This is a genomic window from Klebsiella sp. WP4-W18-ESBL-05 (assembly GCF_014169075.1).
In the GTDB taxonomy this organism is placed as follows: domain Bacteria; phylum Pseudomonadota; class Gammaproteobacteria; order Enterobacterales; family Enterobacteriaceae; genus Kluyvera; species Kluyvera ascorbata_B.
The window spans coordinates 339,696-363,175 of sequence record NZ_AP022057.1; the positions used below are offsets into that span (position 1 = coordinate 339,696).

The window sequence follows — 23,480 nt, forward strand, 5'->3', positions numbered from 1 at the left end:
ACATTAAATCCGTGTCTGGATATATCCTCATAAACTATTGATTTCGTTTACCAATCATTTATTGCGTCCGCCGCTGTTACTTTCTTAATCTTATCCTAAGATAACATTGGTACTTTTACCGCCATCGAATGTTGTCGGTTTGAATATCACGTTTATCTATTCCTGTTTTAAACAAAAACAACGCTCGAATCATTTATTGATGAGGCAGGTTTGCTCATTTGAGTAATAGGGTAAGGAACATTCATGAGTGATTTTCTGCCGTTTTCCCGCCCTTCGATGGGCGAGGCGGAGTTCGCGGCGCTCAAGGAAGTGCTGCAATCCGGTTGGATCACCACCGGGCCCAAAAACCAGGCGCTGGAAGAGGCGTTCTGTGCGCTAACGGGTAACCGTTTTGCTATCGCCGTCAGCTCGGCAACCGGCGGTATGCACGTCACGCTCATGGCGCTGGGCATTGGCCCCGGCGATGAAGTCATCACCCCCTCCCAGACCTGGGTTTCTACGCTGAATATGATTGTCCTGCTGGGGGCGACCCCGGTGATGATCGATGTCGATCGTGACAACCTGATGGTGACCCCAGAGGCTATCGAAGCCGCCATTACGCCGCGTACCAAAGCCATTATCCCTGTGCACTACGCGGGCGCACCGGCCGATATCGACGGTATTCGTGCGGTTGCTGAACGTCACGGCATTCCGGTGATTGAAGACGCGGCGCACGCGGCGGGTACGTACTATAAAGGCCAGCATATCGGTGCACAGGGAACGGCGATTTTCTCCTTCCATGCCATCAAGAACATGACCTGCGCCGAGGGGGGGCTTATCGTCACCGACGACGAGCCGCTGGCGAACCGCATTCGCAGCCTGAAATTTCACGGCCTGGGCGTTGACGCCTACGATCGCCAGACCCACGGCCGCGCGCCGCAGGCAGAGGTGATAAGCCCCGGCTTCAAATATAACCTCGCCGACATTAACGCCGCGCTGGCGCTGGTGCAGCTAGGTAAGCTGGGCCAGGCCAACCAGCGCCGCAGCGAGATTGCTCAGCGCTACGTGCGTGAGCTGGCAGATACCCCGTTCCAGCCGCTGGCCGTGCCGAGCTGGCCGCATCTGCATGCCTGGCACCTGTTTATCATCCGCGTTGACGAACAGCGCTGCGGCATCAGCCGCGATGTGCTGATGGAACAGCTTAAGGCCCAGGGCATAGGCACCGGGCTGCATTTCCGCGCTGCCCATACGCAGAAATACTATCGCGAGCGTTTCCCTGAGGTGTCATTGCCTAATACCGAATGGAACAGCGCGCGCATTTGTTCACTCCCTCTTTTCCCGGATATGACCGATGACGACACAACGCGCGTTATTACGGCGCTCCGTCAGTTAGCGGAGCGCTAATATGTTTGAGTATCCATTAGTCAAAAAAGTCTCGGTAGTGATACCGGTCTACAACGAGCAGGACAGCCTGCCCGAGCTTATCCGCCGCACCGATGCGGCCTGCGCAACCTTAAACCGCGACTATGAAATTCTGCTGGTCGACGATGGCAGCAGCGATGACTCCGCGCGCATGTTGGTTGAGGCTGCAGAGGCGCCGGAAAGCCATATTGTGGCGGTGCTGCTTAACCGTAACTACGGCCAACACTCGGCGATTATGGCGGGCTTCAGCCACGTCACCGGCGACCTGATTATTACCCTGGATGCCGACCTGCAAAATCCACCGGAAGAGATCCCGCGGCTGGTGGAAAAAGCAGACGAAGGCTACGACGTTGTCGGCACCGTACGGCAGAATCGCCAGGACAGCATCTTCCGCAAAACCGCATCGAAGATGATTAACCGCCTGATTCAACGCACCACCGGCAAAGCGATGGGCGACTACGGTTGCATGCTGCGCGCCTATCGTCGGCATATCGTCGATGCCATGCTCAACTGCCACGAGCGCAGCACCTTTATTCCAATCCTGGCGAATACCTTCGCCCGCCGCGCCGTGGAGATCCCGGTGCTGCACGCCGAGCGCGAGTTCGGTGACTCAAAATACAGCTTTATGCGCCTGATTAACCTGATGTACGACCTGGTGACCTGTTTAACCACCACGCCGCTGCGTCTGTTAAGCGTGGTCGGCAGCGTTATCGCCGTACTCGGTTTTGCCTTCTCCATTCTGTTAGTGGTCCTGCGTCTGGCGCTGGGTCCGGAATGGGCGGGCGACGGTGTGTTCATGCTGTTCGCTATTCTGTTCATGTTTATCGGTGCCCAGTTTATCGGTATGGGCCTGCTCGGGGAGTATATCGGCCGCATTTACAACGACGTGCGTGCCCGTCCCCGTTACTTTATTCAACGTGTTGTACGCCAGGAAAGCCTGGTTTCTGAAGAGGAAAATCGTTAATGAAAGCTGTTGTATTTGCCTATCACGACATGGGTTGCACTGGTATTCAGGCACTGCTGGACGCCGGATACGACATCGAGGCGATCTTTACTCATCCGGACAACGCCGGTGAAAACAACTTCTTTGGCTCTGTAGCCCGTCTGGCGGCCGAGCAGGGAATCACCGTTTATGCGCCGGAAGACGTTAACCATCCGCTGTGGGTGGACCGTATCCGTGCGATGGCACCTGAAGTGATTTTCTCCTTCTACTACCGCAACCTGCTCAGCGACGAAATCCTGAATCTGGCACCAAAAGGCGCATTCAACCTGCACGGTTCGCTGCTGCCGAAATATCGTGGCCGCGCGCCGCTGAACTGGGTACTGGTGAACGGCGAGAAAGAGACGGGCGTTACGCTGCATCGCATGACCCACCGCGCCGACGCAGGTGATATCGTGGCTCAGCAGAGCGTGGCGATTGCCGATTCCGACGTGGCGCTGACGCTGCACCGCAAGCTGTGCGCGGCGTCGCAGACGCTGCTCGGCGATGCGCTGGCGAAAATTCGCAGCGGCCAGGTCGATGCACGTGCGCAGGATGACTCACAGGCGACCTACGTTGGGCGCCGTACTCCGGAAGATGGCCGCCTGGAATGGGAAAAACCGGCGCAGACGCTGCATAACCTGGTCCGCGCGGTGAGCGATCCGTGGCCGGGCGCGTTTGGTTTTGTCGGCACCAATAAATTTATCGTCTGGAAATCACGCGTGCGCACCGACATGCCGGCGGCGAAGCCGGGTACCGTGCTGTCGGTCTCTCCGCTGGTGATTGCCTGCGGTGAAGGCGCGCTGGAAATCGTTACCGGTCAAAGCGCCAACGGCGTTTACATGCAGGGCGCACAGCTGGCACCTGCGCTGGGCCTGGTGGCGGGCGCACTGCTCTCCAGCCGTCCGTTCACGGTCGTGAAGCGCCGTACCCGCGTACTGATCCTCGGCGTTAACGGGTTTATCGGTAACCACCTCACCGAGCGTCTGCTGGCGGACGACAACTACGAAATCTACGGTCTGGATATTGGCTCTGACGCTATCAGCCGCTTCCTCGACTGCCCGCGTTTCCACTTTGTGGAAGGTGATATCAGCATTCACTCAGAATGGATTGAGTATCACATTAAGAAATGCGACGTGGTGCTGCCGCTGGTTGCGATCGCCACGCCGATTGAGTACACCCGTAACCCGCTGCGCGTGTTCGAGCTGGACTTCGAAGAGAACCTGAAGATTATTCGCGACTGCGTGAAGTACAACAAACGCATCATCTTCCCGTCGACTTCCGAAGTGTACGGCATGTGTACGGATGCCAACTTTGATGAAGATACTTCCAACCTGGTGGTCGGTCCTATCAACAAACAGCGCTGGATCTACTCGGTTTCCAAACAGCTTCTGGACCGCGTTATTTGGGCCTATGGCGACAAAACGGGCCTCAAGTTTACGCTGTTCCGTCCGTTTAACTGGATGGGGCCGCGCCTTGATAACCTGAACGCTGCGCGTATCGGTAGCTCTCGTGCTATCACTCAGCTGATTCTTAACCTGGTAGAAGGTTCGCCGATCAAGCTGATCGAAGGCGGCAAGCAGAAGCGCTGCTTCACTGACATCAGCGACGGCATCGAAGCGCTGTTCCGCATTATTGAAAACAAAGACGGTCGCTGCGATGGGCAGATCATCAACATTGGTAACCCGGACAACGAAGCGAGCATCAAAGAGCTGGCCGAAATGCTGCTCGACTGCTTCGAACGTCACCCGCTGCGCGACCGCTTCCCGCCGTTTGCTGGCTTCCGTGAAGTGGAAAGCAGCGACTACTATGGCAAAGGTTACCAGGACGTTGAGCACCGTAAGCCGAGCATTCGCAACGCTAAACGCTACCTCGACTGGCAGCCGACGGTAGAGATGCAGCAAACGGTAGAAGAGACGCTGGACTTCTTCCTGCGCACAGTTGAACTGACGGACGAAAAACCATCATGAAAAAAGTAGGTTTGCGCGTTGATGTCGACACCTTTCGCGGAACGCGCGAAGGCGTGCCACGGCTGATGGCGGTGCTCAAAAAGCACCGCGTGCAGGCCAGCTTTTTCTTCAGCGTCGGGCCGGACAACATGGGGCGCCACTTGTGGCGCCTGGTAAAACCGAAGTTCTTGTGGAAGATGCTGCGCTCGCGCGCAGCATCGCTGTATGGCTGGGATATTCTGCTGGCCGGAACGGCGTGGCCAGGGCGGCGCATTGGTTCGGCTAACGCGGAGATCATCCGCAGCGTCGCGCAGGCGCATGAGGTCGGCCTGCATGCCTGGGATCACCACCGCTGGCAGCAGTGGAGCGGCATGTGGAATGAACAGCAGCTGGTGGATGAAATCGGCCGTGGGCTGAGCGAGCTGGAGGCCATTCTTGGCCGCCCGGTCTCCTGTTCGGCTGTTGCAGGCTGGCGCGCCGACCAGCGCGTGGTGAAAGCGAAAGAGTCGTTCGATTTTCTCTACAACAGCGACTGTCGCGGCACGCAGCCGTTCCTTCCTCAGCTCAGCAACGGCGATCTGGCTACCGTGCAGATCCCCGTTACGCTGCCCACTTGGGACGAAGTTGTCGGTAGCGTGGTGAGCGCAGAAGGTTTTAACCGCTGGCTGCTGGAACAAATTCGCAAGGACACGGGGACGCCGGTTTACACCATCCACGCTGAAGTGGAAGGCGGCGCCTACGCCGAGCAGTTTGACTATCTGCTGACCCTTGCGGCGCAGCAGGAAATTCGTTTTTGCCCGCTGGGCCAGCTTCTCCCGGAAGACTTCCGTCAGCTGCCGGTCGGGAAGGTGGTGCGCGGAGAAATCGCCGGTCGTGAAGGCTGGCTGGGCTGCCAACAACTGATGAGCTCTGATGTATGAAATCCCTTCGCTACGGTATTTCGTTAGCCGCACTGTTTGTTCTGTACTATCTGGTTCCGCTTAACTTCCGGCTGCTGTGGCAGCCGGACGAAACCCGCTATGCGGAAATCAGCCGCGAAATGCTGGCAACCGGCGATTGGGTGGTGCCGCACTTCCTGGGGCTGCGCTATTTTGAAAAGCCTATTGCCGGTTATTGGATTAACAGCATTGGCCAGTGGCTTTTCGGCCACAATAACTTTGCCGTGCGCTTTGGCGCCGTGTTTTCCATTACCGTCTCGGCGCTGCTGGTTGCCTGGCTGGCGTGGAAAATCTGGCAGGACAAAAAGGTGGCCGTGCTCTCGGGCGCGATCTTCCTGACCGCTTTCCTGGTTTACGGCATTGGCACTTACGCGGTGCTCGATCCGATGATCACCCTGTGGATGACGCTGGCGATGTGCAGCTTCTGGCTGGCCGCGCAGGCGAAAACCACCGCTGAACGCGCCTGGGGCTACGTGCTGCTGGGTATCGCCTGCGGCATGGGCGTGATGACCAAAGGTTTTCTGGCGCTGGCGGTGCCGGTGATTGGCGTACTGCCGTGGGTTATTGTGCAAAAGCGCTGGCGGGAAGTGCTGGTCTGGGGCTGGCTGTCGGTGCTGGTGTGTGTGCTGACGGTGCTGCCGTGGGGGCTGGCGATCGCTGCGCGCGAGGGCGACTTCTGGCGCTACTTCTTCTGGGTTGAGCATATTCAACGCTTCGCCCAGAGTGACGCGCAGCATAAAGCGCCGTTCTGGTACTACCTGCCGTTCCTGGTGGCTGGCAGCCTGCCGTGGCTGGCGCTGTTGCCCGGCGCGTTCAAGCGCGGCTGGCAAGAACGAGAAGGCCTGCGAGGGGCATTTTATCTGCTGGGTTGGGTGGTGATGCCGTTCCTGTTCTTTAGCATCGCCAAAGGTAAGCTGCCGACTTATATCCTGCCGTGCTTCGCGCCGCTGGCGATACTGATGGCGCGCTATGCGGTCGATGCCGCCAAAGTCGGCTCTCGGGCGCTGCGAATCAACGGGATCATCAACATCGTCTTTGGCGTGGTTGGCCTGGTGGCGGTGGCGGTCGTGTCGCCATGGGGGCCGATGAAACACCCGGTCTGGATGCAGATAGAGCTGTACAAATGCGTGCTGGCGGCGGTGGCGTTCTTCTTCTGGGCGCTGATGGGCTGGCTGTCTATCAAGCACGATGCACGTCGCTGGACGCTGGCTGCGCTGTGCCCGCTGGCGCTGGCGCTGCTGGTCGGCATGGCGATACCCGATCGCGTCACCGACAGCAAACAGCCGCAGTTCCTGGTCGATATCGTCAACGAGTCGCTGGCACCGAGCCGCTACGTGCTGAGCAACAGCGTCGGCGTGGCCGCGGGGCTGGCCTGGGAGCTGAAGCGTAGCGACGTGATACTGTACGGTCAGCAGGGTGAGCTGAAGTATGGTCTTTCTTATCCTGACGCGAAGGGCAGCTTTGTCTCGTATGAAGCGTTCCCGCAGTGGCTGGCGGCACATCGCCAGGAAGGGCCGATCTCACTGGTATTGCTGCTGTCTCGTGACGTACAGTTAGCGGAACTGCCGCTACCAAAACCGGATGAGGTATATGCCATGGGTCGCACCGTCTTTATTCAGTATCGTCCGCAATGATCACGTGGGCCTGCCTGCTGCTCGCCAGCCTGCTAAGCTGCGGCGGGCAGCTGTGCCAGAAACAGGCGACCCGTCCTGCCCCTCAAGGGCAGCGCGGGCGCCATCTGCTGATCTGGCTTGGCCTGGCGCTGGCGATGCTCGGTCTGGGGATGCTGCTGTGGCTGCTGGTGCTACAGCAAATTCCGGTCAGCGTGGCTTATCCGATGCTCAGCCTTAACTTTGTCTGGGTCACGCTGGCGGCCCGCGCTATCTGGCACGAGCCGGTGAGCCGCCGTCACTGGGCGGGAGTCACGTTGATTATCGTTGGCATTATGTTACTGGGGAGCAGCGCCTGATGGGGCTTATCTGGGCGTTAATGAGCGTGGCGCTGGTCAGCGCCGCCCAGCTGACGTTACGCGCGGCAATGACAACGCTGCCGTCGGCGGAGCAGCCGCTGCTGCTGTTGGGTCATCTTTTGCATTTTGAATCGGGGACGCTGGGGCTCTTCCTGGGGCTGCTGGGTTATGTCGCCTCGATGGCTTGCTGGTACTTCGCCCTCAAGCGCCTGCCGCTGGCAAAAGCCTATGCGCTGCTCAGCCTTAGCTATATGGTGGTGTGGCTGGCCGCAATTCTGCTGCCGGGCTGGCATGAGCCTTTTTCGTGGCGAGGCCTGCTGGGCGTTGTCGTGATTATCGCTGGCGTGCTCACTATCTTCTGGCCAAACAAACCCTCTCATACCGCATAAGCCGGATAAGGCGATGTCGCCATCCGGCAATTTGCGCCATTCTGCCTGATGGCGCTGCGCCTATCAGGCCGTGCATCCTATAAGCCTCGCCCCGGCGACAAAATATGCAATAATGCCATTTTTGTTGCGTCTATAAGGGATTAGCCATGCCTGTGGCCGACGCGGAGGAGCAGCTAAGCGGTCTGCGCCTCAATCTGCGTATTGTCTCCGTCGTTATATTCAACTTTGCCAGCTATCTCACCATCGGCCTGCCGTTGGCGGTGCTGCCAGGCTATGTCCATGATGTTATGGGGTTTAGCGCCTTCTGGGCCGGGTTGGTCATTAGCCTGCAATATTTTGCTACGCTGCTCAGCCGCCCCCATGCCGGGCGCTATGCTGACCAGTTGGGGCCGAAAAAAATCGTCGTTTTTGGTTTATGCGGCTGCTTTCTCAGTGGACTGAGCTACCTGCTGGCGGCATTCGGCGGCGGCTGGCCGCTGCTCAGCCTTGTCCTGCTGTGCGTGGGGCGCGTCATTTTGGGGATTGGCCAGAGCTTTGCCGGCACCGGATCCACGCTGTGGGGCGTTGGCGTGGTGGGTTCGCCACACATCGGGCGAGTGATTTCGTGGAACGGCATTGTTACCTACGGTGCAATGGCGATGGGCGCGCCGCTCGGCGTGCTGTGCTACCGCTACATCGGCCTGCATGGGCTGGCGCTGGCGATTATGGCGGTCGCCGCCGTGGCAATTCTGGCGGCGCTGCCCCGTGATGAAGTTAAGGCGAAAAAGGGCAAAGCCATGTCCTTTCGCGCGGTGTTGGGTCGCGTCTGGCCCTACGGCATGGCGCTGGCGCTGGCCTCTGCAGGGTTTGGCGTGATCGCGACCTTTATCACGCTGTTCTACGACGCTAAAGGCTGGGACGGCGCTGCCTTTGCGCTTACTTTGTTCAGTTGCGCCTTCGTGGGCACGCGGCTGTTGTTCCCTAACGGCATCAACCGGCTTGGTGGCCTGAACGTGGCGATGATCTGCTTTGCCGTGGAGGTTGCTGGCCTACTGCTGGTTGGTGTTGCGGCGACGCCGCTGATGGCCAAGCTGGGCACTTTCCTTGCCGGGGCGGGCTTCTCGTTGGTGTTTCCCGCGCTGGGCGTGGTGGCGGTCAAGGCGGTGCCGCAGCAGAATCAGGGGGCGGCGTTGGCGACGTATACCGTGTTTATGGATTTATCATTGGGCATTACCGGGCCGCTGGCCGGGCTGATGATGGCGTGGATGGGGGTATCGACAATCTATCTGGCTGCCGCAGGGCTGGTGGCGGTGGCGCTGCTGCTTGGATGGCGGCTAAAAAAACGGCCTCTGGCGTAGGTTCGCAAGAGGCCGCATTGGCATCAGACTGGCTTAGTTGATAACCAGCGTATTGATGATTTTCTCAGCATCGGCCTGCGCCTGCTGCTGGTTGTCCGCCGGCAGCGTAACCTGCAGGGTCAGCAGTTTGTTGTCAATTTTGCCCAGAACAATGGAAGAATAGGCGGTTTGCCCTTTGGCAGAGATGATGCTGTCCAACTGCTGTAGGGTATGACCTTTCAGCTCGATGGATTTGTTGGTCACCACCTGCAGCTGCGGGTCGCGGCTGCGCTGCTGTTCTTCCAGGCGGTTTGCCAGGACCGACAGCTCTTCATTGGCGCTATCACCGATGATAACGATGACCGCTTTTTGGCCGGTGGCGTCAGAGTAAACGTGCATGTTGTTGCTCTGGGTACCCAGCTTACCGCTTTGGTCGGTCATCCCGGCTGGCAGCGTGAAGCTCAGCTTGCCGTCGAGCAGGTTAATCGACTGGCCCGCGGCATCGCTTGCCGCAGCTGAACCCTGGGCTGGGGCGTTGGTATCGCTGTTGTCGCAGGCAGCAAGCCCCATCACCAGCAGGCCAATACCAGCATATTTCACCAATTTGCGCATTGACTTCTTCCTTTCGATAAATAGCCACGAACGGCTCTTGCGCCTATCTTAACACAACCCGTCAGATGAACCCTTAACCTGGCTGCATTGCCGACAAATCAGATTTATCTGCCAGCTTTTTCAATAGCATATTCAGCAGTACGCCATACATCGGCAGGAAGAAAACAATGCTGATAAGTACTTTAAAGCTGTAGTCGACGAGGGCGATTTCAACCCAGTGATCGGCCATGAACGGGTCGGTACTGCGCCAGAACGCGATGAAGAAGAAGGCCAGCGTGTCGCTGATGTTGCCGAACAGCGTCGAGGCCGTCGGCGCAAGCCACCATCGGCGGTTCTGGCGCAGGCGATTAAACACGTGAACGTCGAGGATCTGCCCCAGCGCGTAGGCCATAAAGCTCGCGGCGGCAATACGAGCGACGAACAGGTTGAAGTGCGCCAGTGCGCCAAAGCCCTGCCATTCGCCCATGTAGAACAGCGATGAAATGACGTATGAGATCATCAACGCCGGGATCATCACCGCAAACACGATGCGTCGCGCAAGCGGCGCGCCAAAAATGCGCACGGTCAGATCGGTGGCGAGGAAGATAAACGGGAAGCTAAATGCGCCCCAGGTGGTGTGGAAGCCGAAAATGCTGACCGGCAGCTGCACCAGATAGTTACTGGAGGTGATCACCAGCAGATGAAATAGCGATAGCCAGACCAGCGCGTGACGGCGCTGTGTCGCGGTAAAGAGAGTCATATTGTACCTTTTTAGCGGTGGGGTGAGGGAACCCAATAATCTGCAAACCTATTGCAGGGCCGGAATGATACTGCTTTCGTGCGTCATTGCAATGGTTGTTTTTCGCGCAATCGTTAACCTGGTTGCTTCATCACGCGGTCAGCGTAAACTAAGCGCGTTTTTTGATGATGACGAGAAGATAATGACCGATTTGTTCTCCAGCCCCGACCACACCCTGGACGCGCAAGGGCTGCGCTGTCCCGAGCCGGTAATGATGGTGCGTAAAACCGTGCGCACGATGCCGGTGGGCGAAACGCTGCTGATTATCGCTGACGATCCCGCCACGACGCGCGATATTCCGGGCTTTTGTCGCTTTATGGAACATGAGCTGATTGCCCAGCAGATCGACGCGCTGCCGTACCGTTATCTGTTACGCAAAAGCCACTAATTACCGCCGTCTCGACAGCTTAACAAGCTTGAGCTGTCTCTCACTTTTCATGTTTACCCTGTAAAGCTGCTAGTAAACTTATTGATGTGAATCGCATAATTTTGCCTCATTCCCCTTTGGGCACATCAATAAAAATGAAAAAATCACTTCTTGCGCTCTTACTCTGCTTGGGTACTTCTGCGGCGATGGCTGAACCCGTCAATATCACGATTCTCGGGACTTCCGATCTCCACGGCACCTTCGTCCCGTGGGATTATTCGACGGATACGGAAAACCTGGCCGGAAGCCTGAGTCAGATTGCCACCCAGGTTCGCCAGGTGCGTAGCCAGCAGCCAAACGTCATCCTGGTCGACGCGGGCGATACCATACAGGGCAATTTTGTTGAAACCTTTAAGAACGACAAAACCAGCCCGATGATCCTTGGCTTTAACGCCATGGACTATGACGTGTGGGTGATGGGCAACCACGAATTCGATTTTGGCCTGAAATCGCTGTCGACTTCGCTCAACCAGTTTAAGGGCACGGCGCTGGCCGGGAATATCCTGTGGGACAGCGGCAAGCCTTACCTTCCTGCTTATAAGATTATTGAACGCCAGGGCGTAAAAATTGGCGTGATCGGCATGGATACGCCGATGACCGCCGAATTTGCCAAAGGCACTGACCGGGTAAAAGGGTTGAACTTTACCGATCCGGTTGATGCGGTAAAACAGGCCATCCAGAAGATTCAGGGCCAGGTAGACGCTATTGTGCTGGTGGCACACATGGGGATTGATAACGAGAACCAGCGGCCGGGCACCGGGGTGGGCGATATTGCGCGCGCTAACCCTGAACTGGCGGCTATCGTCGCCGGACACATGCACGTGAAGGTCGACAAAGAAGTGATTAACGGCGTGATTATCACCGAACCGGATAAATACGGCCGCGCGCTGTCGCGAATCGATCTGCAGTTTGAGCTGCGCGACGGCAAATATGTGCTGATCAACAAAGACAGTTACACCTATAGCATTAAAGGGATGGCATCGGATAAAGCGCTGGAAACGGTATATCAGCCTTATCATAAAATTCTGCGCGCCAACGCTAATCGACCCATTGCCGAACTGAGCGGCCAGGACCTGGTCCCGCCGGATGCGGTGAAGGGGATTCCACAGGTACATATTCAGGATACCGGTATCAGCAAGCTGTATCAGGATGCCAGCCGCCACTTTGCGCCAAAAGCGCAGGTTATCGCACTGCAGATCGATAATGACCAGCCTAAGCTCAACGTTGGAACCATTAAGGCGAAAGATATTGCCTTTAACTATCAGTATGCGGGCGGCGAAATCACCGTGTATCAGTTGACCGGCAAAGAGCTGAAAAAGTACATGGAGTGGTCGGCGGGCTACTTTAACCAAGTGCATGACGGCGACGTCACTTACAGTTTTAATCCGCAGCGACGGGCCTCTAAATATTCCACCAACGATTTCTTTGATGGCGTCACCTACACTATCGATCTGCGCCAGCCCGCCGGGCAGCGCATTCGCGATCTGAAAATGGCCGATGGCACGCCGGTAACGGACAGCACGCCGATTCGTCTTGGTATGAACAGCTATCGCATGGGCCACCTGACGCAAAAGGGCGGCGCGCTGGAAGGGATGCAGTTCCCGGTATTGTCGGACAGCAAAGCTGAGTATGGCGAAGAGGCGGGGACTATCCGCAATTTAACGATTCGCTATCTGAGCGAAGTGAAGCACGGTAAATATCAGGGACAAACGGTGCAGCGCTGGAAGCTGGCAGGGCTAGAAGGCTACGATCGTGAACGTAAAATTGTCGAAAATCTGCTGAATGAAGGCAAAATCAGCGTGCCGACCAGCGATGATGGCCGCTATAGCAACGTCGCGTCGCTGAATGTGAAAACGCTGCTGTTTAGCGACCCGCAGGCGAAGAAGCAAAAACAGGCAGCGTTACAGGCTGAGCTCGCTGCTGCTACCTCGCCGTCGGCGAAAAAGCGGGTGAGCGATCGGCTGGTGATGCTTGAGGCGATCAACGAATAAGCGTGCAGTGCACCATCCGCGCTCTGTGCCGAACTGCCTGATGGCGCTATGCTTATCAGGCCTACAGGGTAGGTAACCCGTAGGCCGGGTAAGGCGTAGCCGCCACCCGGCAGACAGGACTGCGCGGTTATTTCCTTCGCAGTAGCCGCAGCGCGTTCAGCGTCACCAGTACCGTTGCGCCGGTATCGGCCAGCACCGCCAGCCATAATCCGGTCATACCGAGCAGGGTGGTGACCAGGAATATGCCCTTTAGCCCCAGCGCAATGGCGATGTTCTGCCGTACGTTGGCATGGGTCGCGCGCGCCAGACGGATCATTTGCACCAGCCCGGTCAGGCGGTTGTGGGTCAGCGCCGCGTCGGCGGTTTCCAGCGCGACGTCGGTACCGCTGCCCATCGCAATCCCCATTGCCGCTGCTTTCATTGCCGGAGCGTCGTTGATGCCGTCGCCAACCATGGCCAGCGGCCCTTGTGCGTTCAACGCAGTGACCTCTTTGACCTTGTCGGCAGGCAGCAGATTCGCGCGGTACGTCATCCCCAGCTCGTCGGCAATCGCCTTCGCGGCCCGTGGGTTATCGCCGGTGAGGATGATACCCTGAATCCCCAGTTCACGCAGGCCGTCCACTGCCTGCCGCGCTTCCTGACGTACCGTATCGCGCAGCGCCAGAATGCCCAACAGCGTCTCGTCGCGGGTGACCAACACCACGGTATTACCTTCATTTTCCAGCTGCTGAATCTGCGCCTGCTGCGCATCTGCCGGGAATTTTCCTGCTGCGCAAATCACGATGGACTGGCCATCGACCTCCGCTTCAATCCCTGAACCGACCAGCGTACGCTGCGCTTTGGCCTGTGGGATAGCCAACTGACGCTGCTGCGCTTCGCGAACAATCGCCTGCGCCAGCGGATGCGTGGAGCCTTGCTCAACGGAGGCCGCCAGCGCCAACAGCGCATCTTCAGCCAGTTCGGCGGCAGGGATAATACGGGTGACCTGCGGTTTCCCGAGGGTCAGGGTACCGGTTTTATCAAACGCCATCTGGCGAATCAGGCCGAGCTGCTCGAGCGCCGCGCCGCCTTTTATCAACGCGCCTTGACGCGCCGCAGTGGCGAGGCCAGAGGTTATTGCTGCGGGTGTAGAAATGACCAGCGCGCACGGGCAGCCAATCAACAGAAGAGTCAGCCCTTTGTAAATCCATTCTTCCCATGACGCGGCAAACAGCAGCGGCGGCACCAGCGTGACCAGCAGCGCAACCGCCATAATGGCCGGGGTGTAGATACGGCTGAAGCGGTCGATAAAGCGCTCGATAGGCGCGCGGCGCTCTTCGGCCTCTTCAATCAGGCGCAGGATGCGGTCAATGGCGCTATCGCCCGGCTTCGAGATGACGCTCAGCTGCACCAGACGGTCAGCGCTGGTCGCGCCTGCCGGTACGCTTTCTCCGGCGCTACGCTCAACGGGAATCGACTCGCCGGTTAAAGCACTTTCATCAAAGCTGGCGAAAGGCGTTAACAATTTACCGTCGGCAGGCAGACGGCCGCCGGCAGCGACTTCAATCACGTCTCCCGGCTGCAGGTCCTTTTGGGCTACGGTTTCACGCTGGCCGTCGCGCACGCGCACGGCGGTATCTGGCTTCAGCGCCATCAGTGCGCTCACGCCCTGACGCGCGCGGTTTGCCGCCCAGCCCTCTAGCCGTTCCCCGATTAAAAACAGCAACAGCACCATGGCTGCTTCGGCCGTTGCGCCGATAAACAGCGCGCCGAGGGCTGCGACGCTCATCAGCGTTTCAATGGCAAACCAGCTACCGCTCTTGATTAAGCGCAGCGCCTGGCGGGCGATAGGGTACAGGCCGACCAGCGTAGTGGCGATAAACGCAAGGTTGCCGAACGGATGATTAAACTGTTCCAGCCCCCAGCTGATCGCCATCATGACGATCAGCACGATCAGCGGCAGGTTTTCTTTCCAGCGGGAGTCCGCGGCGTTGGCCTGAGGGGTATCTTCACCACGCAGCGTGTAGCCAGCGGCGCTGACCGCCTTTTCCACCTGTGTGCGTACGTCTTCATCGGCTTCAACCAGCAGTTTTTCGGTGGCAAAGACCACCTTCGCTTTTTTCACGCCGGCCACCTGGGCGGCCGCCGTCTCTACTTTACGGGCGCAGGCGGCGCAGTCCATACCGTTGACGACCCAGCTGTAGCGGGCGTCGAGCACAGCGTCGGCCGGCGCTACTGTGCTCGCGCACTGGCTGTCGCAGCAGCAATCATCCTGCGGTACGAGCGCGGGCTTGAATGAGGTGAACTGAGGGGGCTTCTTGCCCTGTGTCTCTGGAGTCGACATGGTATCCTCCGGTTAATGATCGTTGATTCATTAAGCGCAGCATACACTCTGGAGTCGACTCCAGAGTCAAGCAGGAAATTACAGATACAGCGCGCGAACGATAAAGAAATGTCCGGCAAAGTAGCAGGCGGCATAAATTGCGGTATCGGCGCGGAAGCGGCGGCGATACTGGCTGAACAGCCACATAATGTTACCAATAAGCAGCAGCGAGGCGCCGAGGAAACCGGACATCGCGGTGTCCGTTGGCCGCAGGAACCACTGTTCACCCGCTACCCACACCATCACCAGCGTCATGCCGATAAAGGCCAGTACCGGCAGGCGCATCTCTTCAAGCCGCGTCCAGATGACCGCCAGCCACAGCGCGCCAATCACCAACAGCACTACCGGCAGCGGCCAGAAGAAAGTGAAGGTCAGCTGGCTGGCGAACCAGATGGTATACAGCAGGTGCGAGAGGAAAAATGCCCCTACGGCGTACAGCATCCGCTGACGCGGTAGCTGTGTGAGGGTATCGCCGACCAATGCGGCGCACAGGCCCGCCAGCACCAGGTAGCTGATGGCGTTAAACATCGGCGCCTGCCAGGCGAGAAACAGCAATAAGATAAGCGTGATGGGTTTAAAGACCCAGCGCTGCCAGGTAGGGCCACGGTAGGCGGCATCGACATAGAGCCAGCCTGAGAAGAAAACGGCGATGAACGACCAAAGCATATTAAGTCCCTGTTATCATTGATGGGTACTGTATAGCCAGTCCTGAATATTCAGTGTAGTCGGGCTGGCGACCTGATGACAATGGCTGACCGCGCCCTTTACTATCATTTGCGTAAATTCTTAAGAGAACCTGAAATGAGCAAAATGCCCCTTTTTTTCATCGTGGTCGTAGCCGTTATCGTGGTGGCGGCGTCTTTTCGCTATGTGCAGCAGCGGCGGGAAAAGATGGACAACGATGCCGCGCCGCTGATGCAAAAGCGGGTGGTCGTTAGCAATAAACGCGAGAAGGTGCTTAACGATCGTCGCTCTCGTCAGCAGACGGTAACGCCTGCGGGCAGTGAAATGCGCTATGACGTCGGCTTTAAGCCGGAGCAGGGGGGCCTGGAGGTGAGTTTTCGGGTCGATGCCGCGCAGTATCATCAACTGACGGTGGGGGACAAAGGGACCCTGAGCTACAAAGGCTCGCGCTTCGTGGCGTTTCACGCCGACTAAGGTAACGCGGCCTGGCGTAGCGCCAGGCCGGCCGATTATTTCTTCTTCAGGCTGGCGCCAATTTTCTTCTGCCACACCAGCAGTTCGAAGACGCCGAAAAGGAAAATACGGACCTTTTCACCGCGCGTCATCTGCGGTCCATCTTTTGGCAGCGTCGATTGCAGCAGCGCCATCTGCATACCGTGCATCAGGACCATAAAGACCAGCGCGACGTTGACGAAAATATTCAGCGGACGCGGGAACGGATGGAACAGGTTGAGCGCCAGAAACGCCCACACGCACAGCATCAATAAGCGACCCAGATTAATCAGCATCCTTTTCTCCCTGTTCTTCACGATGATAGAGGCGGTAGGCCACCTGACCCGCTATTTTTTCTCTGTGCAGATCCCAGCCTGCGGGCACCGGCGGCAGTCCGTTTTCGACTTCGCTTTCGACGTAGATTAACGCGCCGTCGGCCAGCCAGCCGTTGCTCTCAAGCAGGCGTAGCGTCTCTTCCAGTAACCCCTTACGAAACGGCGGATCGACAAACACGATATCGTGCGGCGTACCGGCCTGGTTGAGGAAGGTAAGGGCGTTAGTATTGACCACTTTGCCATGCCCGGCCTTCAGCGTCGCAAGGTTTTTTTGCAGCTGTTGGGCGACATGACGCTCCATCTCCAGCAGCGTCGCGCTGGCGGCGTAGCGAGAGAGCGCTTCCAGCCCCAGCGCGCCGCTGCCCGCGAAGCAGTCCAGGCAACGGGCGTCGACCATCGACGGGGCCAGCCAGTTGAATAGCGTTTCGCGCACCCGGTCGGTGGTGGGGCGCAATCCTGGGCTATCAGGAACGGGGAGTTTACGGCCGCGCCACTGACCGCCAATAATGCGAATCTGGCCACTGCCGCCGGAAGTTGGTTTTTTCATTTGCTTGCTCTGGTCGCTCTTTCGGCCTGCTATTCTAGCGATCTGCTCTGCTGGGTGAAAGCGGTGAAGACAGGGAAGTTAAGTGGTAGACTAAGCCACTAATTTCATCCTTAATTTTAGCCTTCGCGTCGATTGTGGCGAAGTGGCGCCATCAAAAACAGCGGGGAGTGTGGTAGCAAATGGCAAAAGAAAAAAAACGTGGCTTTTTTTCCTGGCTGGGCTTTGGGCAAAAAGAACAGGAACAGGTTGTTGAATCAGAAGAAAAAATCGAATCGCAGCCGGTAGAAGATACGCCTGCTGCCGAGCCGGAAGTCGTTGCCGAACCGACACCTGCCGCTGAAGACGGCCATACGGTTGCCGAGAGCGAAGCTTTTGCTGCTGAAGTCGTGGAAGTGACCGAGCAGGTCGCGGAAAGCGAAAAAGCGCAGCCGGAAGTGGTTGAAGAAATCCAGCCGGTTGCCGAAGCGCAGCCGGAAGCGGTTGAAGAGATCCAACCGGTTGCTGAAGCGCAGCCGGAAGCGGTTGAAGAAATCCAGCCGGTTGCCGAAGCGCAGCCGGAAGCGGTTGAAGAAATCCAGCCGGTTGCCGAAGCGCAGCCGGAAGTGGTTGAAGAAATCCAGCCGGTTGTTGAAGCACAGCCGGAAGTGGTTGAAGAGGTCCAGCCGGTTGTTGAAGCGCAGCCGGAAGCGGTTGAAGAAATCCAGCCGGTTGTTGAAGCGCAGCCGGAAGCGGTCGAGGAAATCCAGCCAGAGGCGATTGACGACGTTGAGCCTGCGCTAACTGACGAAGAACTGGAAGCACAGGCGCTGGCGACACAGTCCGAAGACGACATCGAAGCACAAGATGATGCGCCGTCCGACGATGCCCAGCAGGAGCAGGAAAAGCCAACCAAAGAAGGTTTCTTTGCGCGCCTGAAGCGCAGTTTGCTGAAAACAAAAGAAAATCTCGGTTCCGGATTTATCAGTCTGTTCCGCGGCAAGAAAATCGACGACGATCTGTTTGAAGAGCTCGAAGAACAGCTGTTGATTGCCGACGTTGGCGTGGAGACCACCCGTAAAATTATCAGTAGCCTGACCGACACCGCCAGCCGTAAACAGCTGCGCGATGCCGAAGCGCTGTACGGTCTGCTGAAAGAAGAAATGGGTGAAATTCTCGCAAAAGTTGATGAACCGCTTAATATTGAAGGCAAAACGCCATTCGTCATTCTGATGGTCGGCGTCAACGGCGTGGGTAAAACCACCACCATCGGCAAGCTGGCACGCCAGTTTGAGCAGCAGGGTAAATCCGTCATGCTGGCGGCAGGCGACACCTTCCGCGCCGCGGCGGTCGAGCAGCTGCAGGTCTGGGGCCAGCGCAACAACATTCCGGTGATTGCGCAGCACACCGGCGCAGACTCGGCTTCGGTCATCTTTGACGCTATTCAGGCTGCGAAAGCGCGTAACGTCGATGTGCTGATTGCCGATACCGCCGGGCGCCTGCAGAACAAATCGCACCTGATGGAAGAGCTGAAGAAAATTGTCCGCGTGATGAAGAAACTCGACGTGGATGCGCCGCATGAGGTGATGCTGACTATTGACGCCAGCACCGGGCAGAACGCTATCAGCCAGGCCAAACTGTTCCATGAGGCTGTGGGCCTGACCGGCATTACGTTGACTAAACTCGACGGTACCGCCAAAGGTGGGGTGATCTTCTCCGTGGCGGACCAGTTCGGTATCCCGATTCGTTATATCGGCGTCGGCGAACGTATAGAGGACTTGCGTCCGTTTAAAGCGGGCGATTTTATTGAGGCACTTTTTGCCCGAGAGGACTAACAATGATTCGCTTTGAACACGTCAGCAAAGCCTATCTCGGCGGGAGACAAGCGCTGCAGGGCGTCACTTTCCACCTGCAGCCGGGCGAGATGGCATTTCTGACCGGCCACTCCGGCGCGGGTAAGAGTACCCTGCTGAAGCTTATCTGTGGGATTGAACGGCCGAGCGCTGGGAAAATCTTCTTCAGCGGCCACGATATCAGCCGCCTGAAGAACCGCGAGGTGCCGTTTCTGCGCCGTCAGATCGGCATGATTTTCCAGGATCACCATTTGCTGATGGACCGTACCGTTTTTGACAACGTCGCGATCCCTTTGATTATTGCGGGTGCCAGCGCCGACGATATCCGTCGCCGCGTGTCGGCCGCGCTGGATAAAGTCGGGCTGCTGGACAAGGCGAAAAACTTCCCGATCCAGCTTTCCGGCGGTGAGCAGCAGCGCGTGGGCATCGCGCGCGCGGTGGTGAATAAACCCGCGGTACTGCTGGCGGATGAACCTACCGGTAACCTGGATAACGCGCTGTCGGAAGGCATCCTGCGGCTGTTTGAAGAGTTTAACCGCGTGGGCGTAACGGTACTGATGGCAACCCACGATATTGGACTGATCTCCAGCCGTTCGTATCGCATGCTAACGCTGAGCGACGGCCACTTGCACGGAGGCCTGACAAGTGAATAAGCGCGATGCAATCAACCAGATTCGCCAGTTTGGCGGACGCCTCGATCGTTTCCGTCAGTCTGTGACCTCGGGGGGGGACGGCGGGCGCAATGCGCCGAAGCGCAGCAAGCCCGCGCCGAAGCCGAATTCACGCAAAACCAACGTGTTCAATGAGCAGGTGCGCTATGCGTGGCAGGGCGCGCTGCAGGATCTGAAAAGCAAACCGTTCGCCACCTTCCTGACGGTGATGGTTATCGCTATCTCCCTGACGCTGCCAAGCGTTTGCTACATGGTGTACAAGAACGTGAACACCGCGGCGTCCCAGTACTATCCGTCCCCGCAGATTACCGTCTATCTGGAAAAAACGCTGGATGACGACGCGGCGGCGAAAGTCGTGGGTCAGCTTCAGGCCGAGCAGGGCGTGGATAAGGTGAACTATCTTTCCCGCGACGAGGCGCTGGGCGAATTCCGCAACTGGTCGGGTTTTGGCGGCGCGTTGGATATGCTGGAAGAGAACCCGCTGCCCGCGGTAGCGGTCGTTATTCCGAAAATCGACTTCCAGACGACGGAAGCGCTGAATACGCTGCGCGACCGCGTGGCGCAGATTCAGGGCGTCAACGAAGTGCGCATGGATGACAGCTGGTTTGCGCGTCTGGCTTCGATTACCGGGCTGGTAGGGCGCGTGGCGGCGATGATCGGCGTGCTGATGGTGGCGGCGGTGTTCCTCGTCATTGGTAACAGCGTGCGTCTGAGCATCTTTGCTCGTCGCGATACCATCAACGTGCAGAAGCTGATTGGCGCGACCGATGGCTTTATTCTGCGTCCGTTTCTGTACGGCGGCGCGCTGCTCGGTTTTGCCGGCGCGTTCCTGTCGCTGATTTTGTCGGAGATTCTGGTGATGCGCCTGTCGTCAGCGGTGACCGAAGTGGCGCGGGTGTTCGGTACGCAGTTCGAGTTGAGCGGCCTGTCTTTCGATGAATGTTTGCTGCTGCTGCTGCTGTGTTCGATGATTGGTTGGGTGGCAGCCTGGCTTGCCACGGTACAACATTTACGCCACTTTACCCCCGACTAAAAAAGTTCTGTTATACTCTTCCCCTGCGACGACTTCCGTCCGCAGGGGATGCCGTTTTAAACCCCATCTTTCTGCCCTCGCGGCTATCGCGTGTCACATTTTGTGCGCAATTTATTCACACTGTTGCATGGAACTTGTGGATAAACTCACTGTCTGATAAAAGAGCGGATGATATTCTCGTTGCTCATCGAGCCTGGCATGTTTGTTGCCCTCGGGAACAAACCACGTCAGTATGAAGTGAATTGAGAGGATTTGAATGACCAAAGAAATGCAAAATTTAGCGTTAGCCCCTGTTGGTAACCTGGAATCCTATATCCGGGCTGCGAACGCATGGCCGATGTTGACGGCTGATGAAGAAAAGGCGCTTGCTGAACGGCTGCATTACCAGGGCGATCTGGAAGCAGCTAAAACGCTGATCCTGTCTCACCTGCGCTTTGTTGTTCATATTGCTCGTAACTACTCGGGCTATGGCCTGCCGCAGGCGGACCTGATTCAGGAAGGCAACATTGGCCTGATGAAAGCGGTGCGTCGTTTTAACCCAGAAGTGGGCGTACGCCTTGTCTCCTTTGCGGTGCACTGGATCAAAGCAGAAATCCACGAATATGTGCTGCGTAACTGGCGTATCGTCAAAGTTGCGACCACTAAGGCACAGCGTAAGCTGTTCTTCAACCTGCGTAAAACCAAGCAGCGTCTGGGCTGGTTCAATCAGGACGAAGTGGAAATGGTGGCCCGCGAACTGGGCGTATCCAGCAAAGACGTGCGTGAAATGGAATCACGTATGGCGGCGCAGGACATGGCGTTTGATATGTCCTCGGATGATGAATCCGACAGCCAGACGGTTGCCCCGGTGCTCTATCTGCAGGACAAATCGTCCAACTTTGCTGACGGCATTGAAGACGATAACTGGGAAGAGCAGGCGGCCAACAAGCTGACCGACGCGATGCAGGGCCTGGACGAACGTAGTCAGGACATCATCCGTGCCCGCTGGCTGGATGAAGACAACAAGTCTACGCTGCAGGAACTGGCCGATCGTTACGGCGTTTCCGCCGAACGCGTGCGCCAGCTTGAAAAGAACGCGATGAAAAAACTGCGTGCGGCTATCGAAGCCTGATTTTTGGCGTCGTACCCAATGAACCCTCGAATGTGAATTCGGGGGTTTTTGTTTTGTAGGCTGGATAAGGTGCATCCGCCATCCGCCATCCGGCAATCGGCCCCGCTACGGGCTCGTCCTCCAGATAATCTCACCGTCATCACGCTTTCCTCTGCTTATTTCGCGTTTGCCGCTGGCGTTAATTCAGCCAATGGCAAAAACTCAATAAGCGCTACGAATTTTTCCGTCTTTTAACGGCAGGGGGTTTACCGTGAGTAACGAGTCACTGAATCATCGGCGTTTGCAGGCGACGCCGCGCGGGGTTGGCGTGATGTGCGGATTCTATGCGGATCGCGCTGAGAACGCCACGCTGTGGGATATTGAAGGGAATGAGTATATCGATTTTGCCGCCGGGATTGCGGTGCTGAATACCGGCCATCGTCACCCGCAGGTGATGGCTGCGGTGGAGAAACAGCTTCAGGCTTTCACCCATACCGCCTATCAGATTGTCCCCTACGAAAGCTATGTATCATTAGCAGAACGTATTAATGCAGCGGCGCCGATTGCTGGAAATGCCAAAACGGCGTTCTTCAGCACCGGGGCTGAAGCCGTAGAGAATGCGGTAAAAATTGCCCGCGCCTACACCCGGCGTCCGGGGTTGATTACCTTCGGCGGTGGTTTCCACGGCCGTACCTTTATGACGATGGCCCTGACAGGCAAAGTGGCGCCCTACAAAATCGGTTTTGGCCCGTTCCCCGGTTCGGTCTACCATGCGCTCTATCCAAACGCTGCACACGGTGTGACGACCGATATGGCCCTGAAAAGCCTGAACCACATTTTCAAAGCCGACATCGCAGCGGATCAGGTTGCGGCCATTATTCTTGAGCCGGTGCAGGGAGAGGGGGGCTTTAACGTTGCGCCGCCTGACTTTATGCAGGCGCTGCGTACGCTGTGCGATACCCACGGTATTCTGCTTATTGCCGATGAGGTGCAAACCGGTTTTGCCCGTACCGGCAAGCTCTTTGCGATGGAACACCACAGCGTGAAGCCGGATTTGATCACGATGGCCAAAAGCCTGGCCGGCGGTTTCCCGCTTTCTGGCGTGGTCGGGCGTGCCGAAGTGATGGATGCGCCTGCGCCGGGCGGCCTTGGCGGTACCTACGCCGGTAACCCGCTGGCGATTGCTGCCGCCCATGCGGTGCTGGACGTGATTGACGCAGAGGCGCTGTGCACGCGGGCGAATCACCTGGGCCAGCATCTCATTGAAGTGCTGAACAAGACCCGAGAAAGCTGCCCGGCGATTGCCGACGTGCGCGGCGTGGGATCGATGGTGGCCGTCGAGTTTGTCGACCCGCAAACCCGCGAGCCGTCGCCGGAATTCACCAAATTAGTGCAGGAGCGTGCGCTGGCGGAAGGGGTGCTGCTGCTGAGCTGCGGCGTCTACGGCAACGTCATCCGCTTCCTTTATCCGCTCACCATTCCAGAGAAACAGTTCCAGCAGGCGCTGGAGGTGATTCGCCGGGCGCTGGCGGAATAAGCGCAGCCGCCATGTGCATTGCCGGATGGCGGCGTTGCCTTATCCGGCCTACTTTATGTTGTCACCCGAACATTTAAGCCACTCCGATGAGTGGCTTTTTTTTGTCATTTTCGCGTTACAAATCCGTCAAAATTAACGTTTCAAATTCATA

General features: G+C 57.6%; 22 protein-coding genes. 16 read left to right on the plus strand and 6 right to left on the minus strand.

The features are described from left to right. The first annotated feature begins 243 nt into the window (after positions 1-243). The 8 genes from arnB (at position 244) to H7R58_RS01640 (ending at position 8,962) form a co-directional block, all read left to right on the plus strand. Positions 244-1,383, plus strand: a complete 1,140-nt coding sequence (arnB, locus tag H7R58_RS01605) for a UDP-4-amino-4-deoxy-L-arabinose aminotransferase (RefSeq protein ID WP_182929876.1) — start codon at positions 244-246, stop codon at positions 1,381-1,383. A 1-nt stretch (position 1,384) separates the two neighbouring features. After that, the gene (arnC, locus tag H7R58_RS01610; protein ID WP_106925062.1) at positions 1,385-2,365 is read left to right on the plus strand and encodes an undecaprenyl-phosphate 4-deoxy-4-formamido-L-arabinose transferase; all 981 of its coding nucleotides are present in this window, start codon (positions 1,385-1,387) and stop codon (positions 2,363-2,365) included. Continuing rightward, the gene (arnA, locus tag H7R58_RS01615) at positions 2,365-4,350 is read left to right on the plus strand and encodes a bifunctional UDP-4-amino-4-deoxy-L-arabinose formyltransferase/UDP-glucuronic acid oxidase ArnA (RefSeq protein WP_182929877.1); all 1,986 of its coding nucleotides are present in this window, start codon (positions 2,365-2,367) and stop codon (positions 4,348-4,350) included. Before arnC ends, arnA begins: the two co-directional genes overlap by 1 nt. After that, entirely contained in the window at positions 4,347-5,249 is a 903-nt protein-coding gene (arnD, locus tag H7R58_RS01620; protein WP_182929878.1) for a 4-deoxy-4-formamido-L-arabinose-phosphoundecaprenol deformylase, read from the plus strand. The genes arnA and arnD overlap by 4 nt, the downstream gene beginning before the upstream one ends. Continuing rightward, entirely contained in the window at positions 5,246-6,901 is a 1,656-nt protein-coding gene (arnT, locus tag H7R58_RS01625) for a lipid IV(A) 4-amino-4-deoxy-L-arabinosyltransferase (RefSeq protein WP_106925065.1), read from the plus strand. The genes arnD and arnT overlap by 4 nt, the downstream gene beginning before the upstream one ends. Continuing rightward, positions 6,898-7,236, plus strand: a complete 339-nt coding sequence (gene arnE, locus H7R58_RS01630) for a 4-amino-4-deoxy-L-arabinose-phosphoundecaprenol flippase subunit ArnE (RefSeq protein ID WP_106925066.1) — start codon at positions 6,898-6,900, stop codon at positions 7,234-7,236. Before arnT ends, arnE begins: the two co-directional genes overlap by 4 nt. Next, entirely contained in the window at positions 7,236-7,625 is a 390-nt protein-coding gene (arnF, locus tag H7R58_RS01635) for a 4-amino-4-deoxy-L-arabinose-phosphoundecaprenol flippase subunit ArnF (RefSeq protein WP_106925067.1), read from the plus strand. Before arnE ends, arnF begins: the two co-directional genes overlap by 1 nt. Positions 7,626-7,771: 146 nt before the next feature. Beyond that, the gene (locus tag H7R58_RS01640; protein ID WP_182929879.1) at positions 7,772-8,962 is read left to right on the plus strand and encodes an MFS transporter; all 1,191 of its coding nucleotides are present in this window, start codon (positions 7,772-7,774) and stop codon (positions 8,960-8,962) included. A gap of 33 nt (positions 8,963-8,995) precedes the next feature. Here H7R58_RS01640 and H7R58_RS01645 read toward each other — a convergent pair whose 3' ends face one another. Together H7R58_RS01645 and H7R58_RS01650 are read right to left on the minus strand one after the other, a co-directional pair. Further along, positions 8,996-9,553, minus strand: a complete 558-nt coding sequence (locus tag H7R58_RS01645; RefSeq protein WP_106925069.1) for a DcrB family lipoprotein — start codon at positions 9,551-9,553, stop codon at positions 8,996-8,998. 73 nt (positions 9,554-9,626) lie between these two features. Next, a complete protein-coding gene (locus H7R58_RS01650) occupies positions 9,627-10,292 on the minus strand; it encodes a 7-cyano-7-deazaguanine/7-aminomethyl-7-deazaguanine transporter (protein ID WP_182929880.1) in 666 nt (221 codons plus the stop codon). 181 nt (positions 10,293-10,473) lie between these two features. On the opposite strand from H7R58_RS01650, the gene tusA reads away from it, so the two are divergent. After that, positions 10,474-10,719: a sulfurtransferase TusA gene (tusA, locus tag H7R58_RS01655; RefSeq protein ID WP_106925187.1), complete on the plus strand. Its 246-nt coding sequence runs from the start codon at positions 10,474-10,476 to the stop codon at positions 10,717-10,719. A gap of 134 nt (positions 10,720-10,853) precedes the next feature. Continuing rightward, entirely contained in the window at positions 10,854-12,749 is a 1,896-nt protein-coding gene (locus tag H7R58_RS01660) for a bifunctional metallophosphatase/5'-nucleotidase (protein ID WP_182928499.1), read from the plus strand. Positions 12,750-12,876: 127 nt separating this feature from the next. On the opposite strand, the gene zntA is transcribed toward H7R58_RS01660, so the two are convergent. Beyond that, positions 12,877-15,072: a Zn(II)/Cd(II)/Pb(II) translocating P-type ATPase ZntA gene (zntA, locus tag H7R58_RS01665; protein ID WP_182929881.1), complete on the minus strand. Its 2,196-nt coding sequence runs from the start codon at positions 15,070-15,072 to the stop codon at positions 12,877-12,879. A 78-nt stretch (positions 15,073-15,150) separates the two neighbouring features. Further along, positions 15,151-15,777 (minus strand): lysoplasmalogenase, encoded by a 627-nt coding sequence (locus tag H7R58_RS01670; RefSeq protein ID WP_182934579.1) that lies wholly within the window; start codon positions 15,775-15,777, stop codon positions 15,151-15,153. A 144-nt stretch (positions 15,778-15,921) separates the two neighbouring features. Between H7R58_RS01670 and H7R58_RS01675 the strand changes: the two genes are divergently transcribed. Then, positions 15,922-16,269 (plus strand): DUF2500 domain-containing protein, encoded by a 348-nt coding sequence (locus H7R58_RS01675; RefSeq protein WP_182929882.1) that lies wholly within the window; start codon positions 15,922-15,924, stop codon positions 16,267-16,269. Between the two features lie 35 nt (positions 16,270-16,304). Here the strand turns inward: H7R58_RS01675 and H7R58_RS01680 are convergent, their stop codons facing one another. Then, the gene (locus tag H7R58_RS01680) at positions 16,305-16,583 is read right to left on the minus strand and encodes a DUF1145 family protein (protein WP_106925075.1); all 279 of its coding nucleotides are present in this window, start codon (positions 16,581-16,583) and stop codon (positions 16,305-16,307) included. After that, entirely contained in the window at positions 16,573-17,169 is a 597-nt protein-coding gene (gene rsmD, locus H7R58_RS01685) for a 16S rRNA (guanine(966)-N(2))-methyltransferase (RefSeq protein ID WP_182929883.1), read from the minus strand. The genes H7R58_RS01680 and rsmD overlap by 11 nt, the downstream gene beginning before the upstream one ends. Positions 17,170-17,348: 179 nt before the next feature. On the opposite strand from rsmD, the gene ftsY reads away from it, so the two are divergent. The 5 genes from ftsY (at position 17,349) to H7R58_RS01710 (ending at position 23,329) form a co-directional block, all read left to right on the plus strand. After that, the gene (gene ftsY / locus H7R58_RS01690; protein ID WP_182929884.1) at positions 17,349-18,980 is read left to right on the plus strand and encodes a signal recognition particle-docking protein FtsY; all 1,632 of its coding nucleotides are present in this window, start codon (positions 17,349-17,351) and stop codon (positions 18,978-18,980) included. A gap of 2 nt (positions 18,981-18,982) precedes the next feature. After that, the gene (ftsE, locus tag H7R58_RS01695; protein ID WP_106925078.1) at positions 18,983-19,651 is read left to right on the plus strand and encodes a cell division ATP-binding protein FtsE; all 669 of its coding nucleotides are present in this window, start codon (positions 18,983-18,985) and stop codon (positions 19,649-19,651) included. After that, positions 19,644-20,702 carry a permease-like cell division protein FtsX gene (gene ftsX / locus H7R58_RS01700; protein WP_106925079.1) on the plus strand — a complete coding sequence of 353 codons (1,059 nt, stop codon included), beginning with the start codon at positions 19,644-19,646 and terminating at the stop codon, positions 20,700-20,702. The genes ftsE and ftsX overlap by 8 nt, the downstream gene beginning before the upstream one ends. 256 nt (positions 20,703-20,958) lie before the next feature. Beyond that, a complete protein-coding gene (gene rpoH / locus H7R58_RS01705; protein WP_106925080.1) occupies positions 20,959-21,813 on the plus strand; it encodes an RNA polymerase sigma factor RpoH in 855 nt (284 codons plus the stop codon). Between the two features lie 250 nt (positions 21,814-22,063). Then, positions 22,064-23,329 carry a 4-aminobutyrate--2-oxoglutarate transaminase gene (locus H7R58_RS01710; protein ID WP_106925081.1) on the plus strand — a complete coding sequence of 422 codons (1,266 nt, stop codon included), beginning with the start codon at positions 22,064-22,066 and terminating at the stop codon, positions 23,327-23,329. The last annotated feature ends 151 nt before the right edge of the window (positions 23,330-23,480 follow it).

Coding starts and splice junctions, on each gene's coding strand:
- arnB (WP_182929876.1), top strand. CDS start 244: ATGAGTGATTTTCTGCCGTTTTCCCGCCCTTCGATGGGCGAGGCGGAG.
- arnC (WP_106925062.1), top strand. CDS start 1,385: ATGTTTGAGTATCCATTAGTCAAAAAAGTCTCGGTAGTGATACCGGTC.
- arnA (WP_182929877.1), top strand. CDS start 2,365: ATGAAAGCTGTTGTATTTGCCTATCACGACATGGGTTGCACTGGTATT.
- arnD (WP_182929878.1), top strand. CDS start 4,347: ATGAAAAAAGTAGGTTTGCGCGTTGATGTCGACACCTTTCGCGGAACG.
- arnT (WP_106925065.1), top strand. CDS start 5,246: ATGAAATCCCTTCGCTACGGTATTTCGTTAGCCGCACTGTTTGTTCTG.
- arnE (WP_106925066.1), top strand. CDS start 6,898: ATGATCACGTGGGCCTGCCTGCTGCTCGCCAGCCTGCTAAGCTGCGGC.
- arnF (WP_106925067.1), top strand. CDS start 7,236: ATGGGGCTTATCTGGGCGTTAATGAGCGTGGCGCTGGTCAGCGCCGCC.
- H7R58_RS01640 (WP_182929879.1), top strand. CDS start 7,772: ATGCCTGTGGCCGACGCGGAGGAGCAGCTAAGCGGTCTGCGCCTCAAT.
- H7R58_RS01645 (WP_106925069.1), bottom strand. CDS start 9,553: ATGCGCAAATTGGTGAAATATGCTGGTATTGGCCTGCTGGTGATGGGG.
- H7R58_RS01650 (WP_182929880.1), bottom strand. CDS start 10,292: ATGACTCTCTTTACCGCGACACAGCGCCGTCACGCGCTGGTCTGGCTA.
- tusA (WP_106925187.1), top strand. CDS start 10,474: ATGACCGATTTGTTCTCCAGCCCCGACCACACCCTGGACGCGCAAGGG.
- H7R58_RS01660 (WP_182928499.1), top strand. CDS start 10,854: ATGAAAAAATCACTTCTTGCGCTCTTACTCTGCTTGGGTACTTCTGCG.
- zntA (WP_182929881.1), bottom strand. CDS start 15,072: ATGTCGACTCCAGAGACACAGGGCAAGAAGCCCCCTCAGTTCACCTCA.
- H7R58_RS01670 (WP_182934579.1), bottom strand. CDS start 15,777: ATGCTTTGGTCGTTCATCGCCGTTTTCTTCTCAGGCTGGCTCTATGTC.
- H7R58_RS01675 (WP_182929882.1), top strand. CDS start 15,922: ATGCCCCTTTTTTTCATCGTGGTCGTAGCCGTTATCGTGGTGGCGGCG.
- H7R58_RS01680 (WP_106925075.1), bottom strand. CDS start 16,583: ATGCTGATTAATCTGGGTCGCTTATTGATGCTGTGCGTGTGGGCGTTT.
- rsmD (WP_182929883.1), bottom strand. CDS start 17,169: ATGAAAAAACCAACTTCCGGCGGCAGTGGCCAGATTCGCATTATTGGC.
- ftsY (WP_182929884.1), top strand. CDS start 17,349: ATGGCAAAAGAAAAAAAACGTGGCTTTTTTTCCTGGCTGGGCTTTGGG.
- ftsE (WP_106925078.1), top strand. CDS start 18,983: ATGATTCGCTTTGAACACGTCAGCAAAGCCTATCTCGGCGGGAGACAA.
- rpoH (WP_106925080.1), top strand. CDS start 20,959: ATGACCAAAGAAATGCAAAATTTAGCGTTAGCCCCTGTTGGTAACCTG.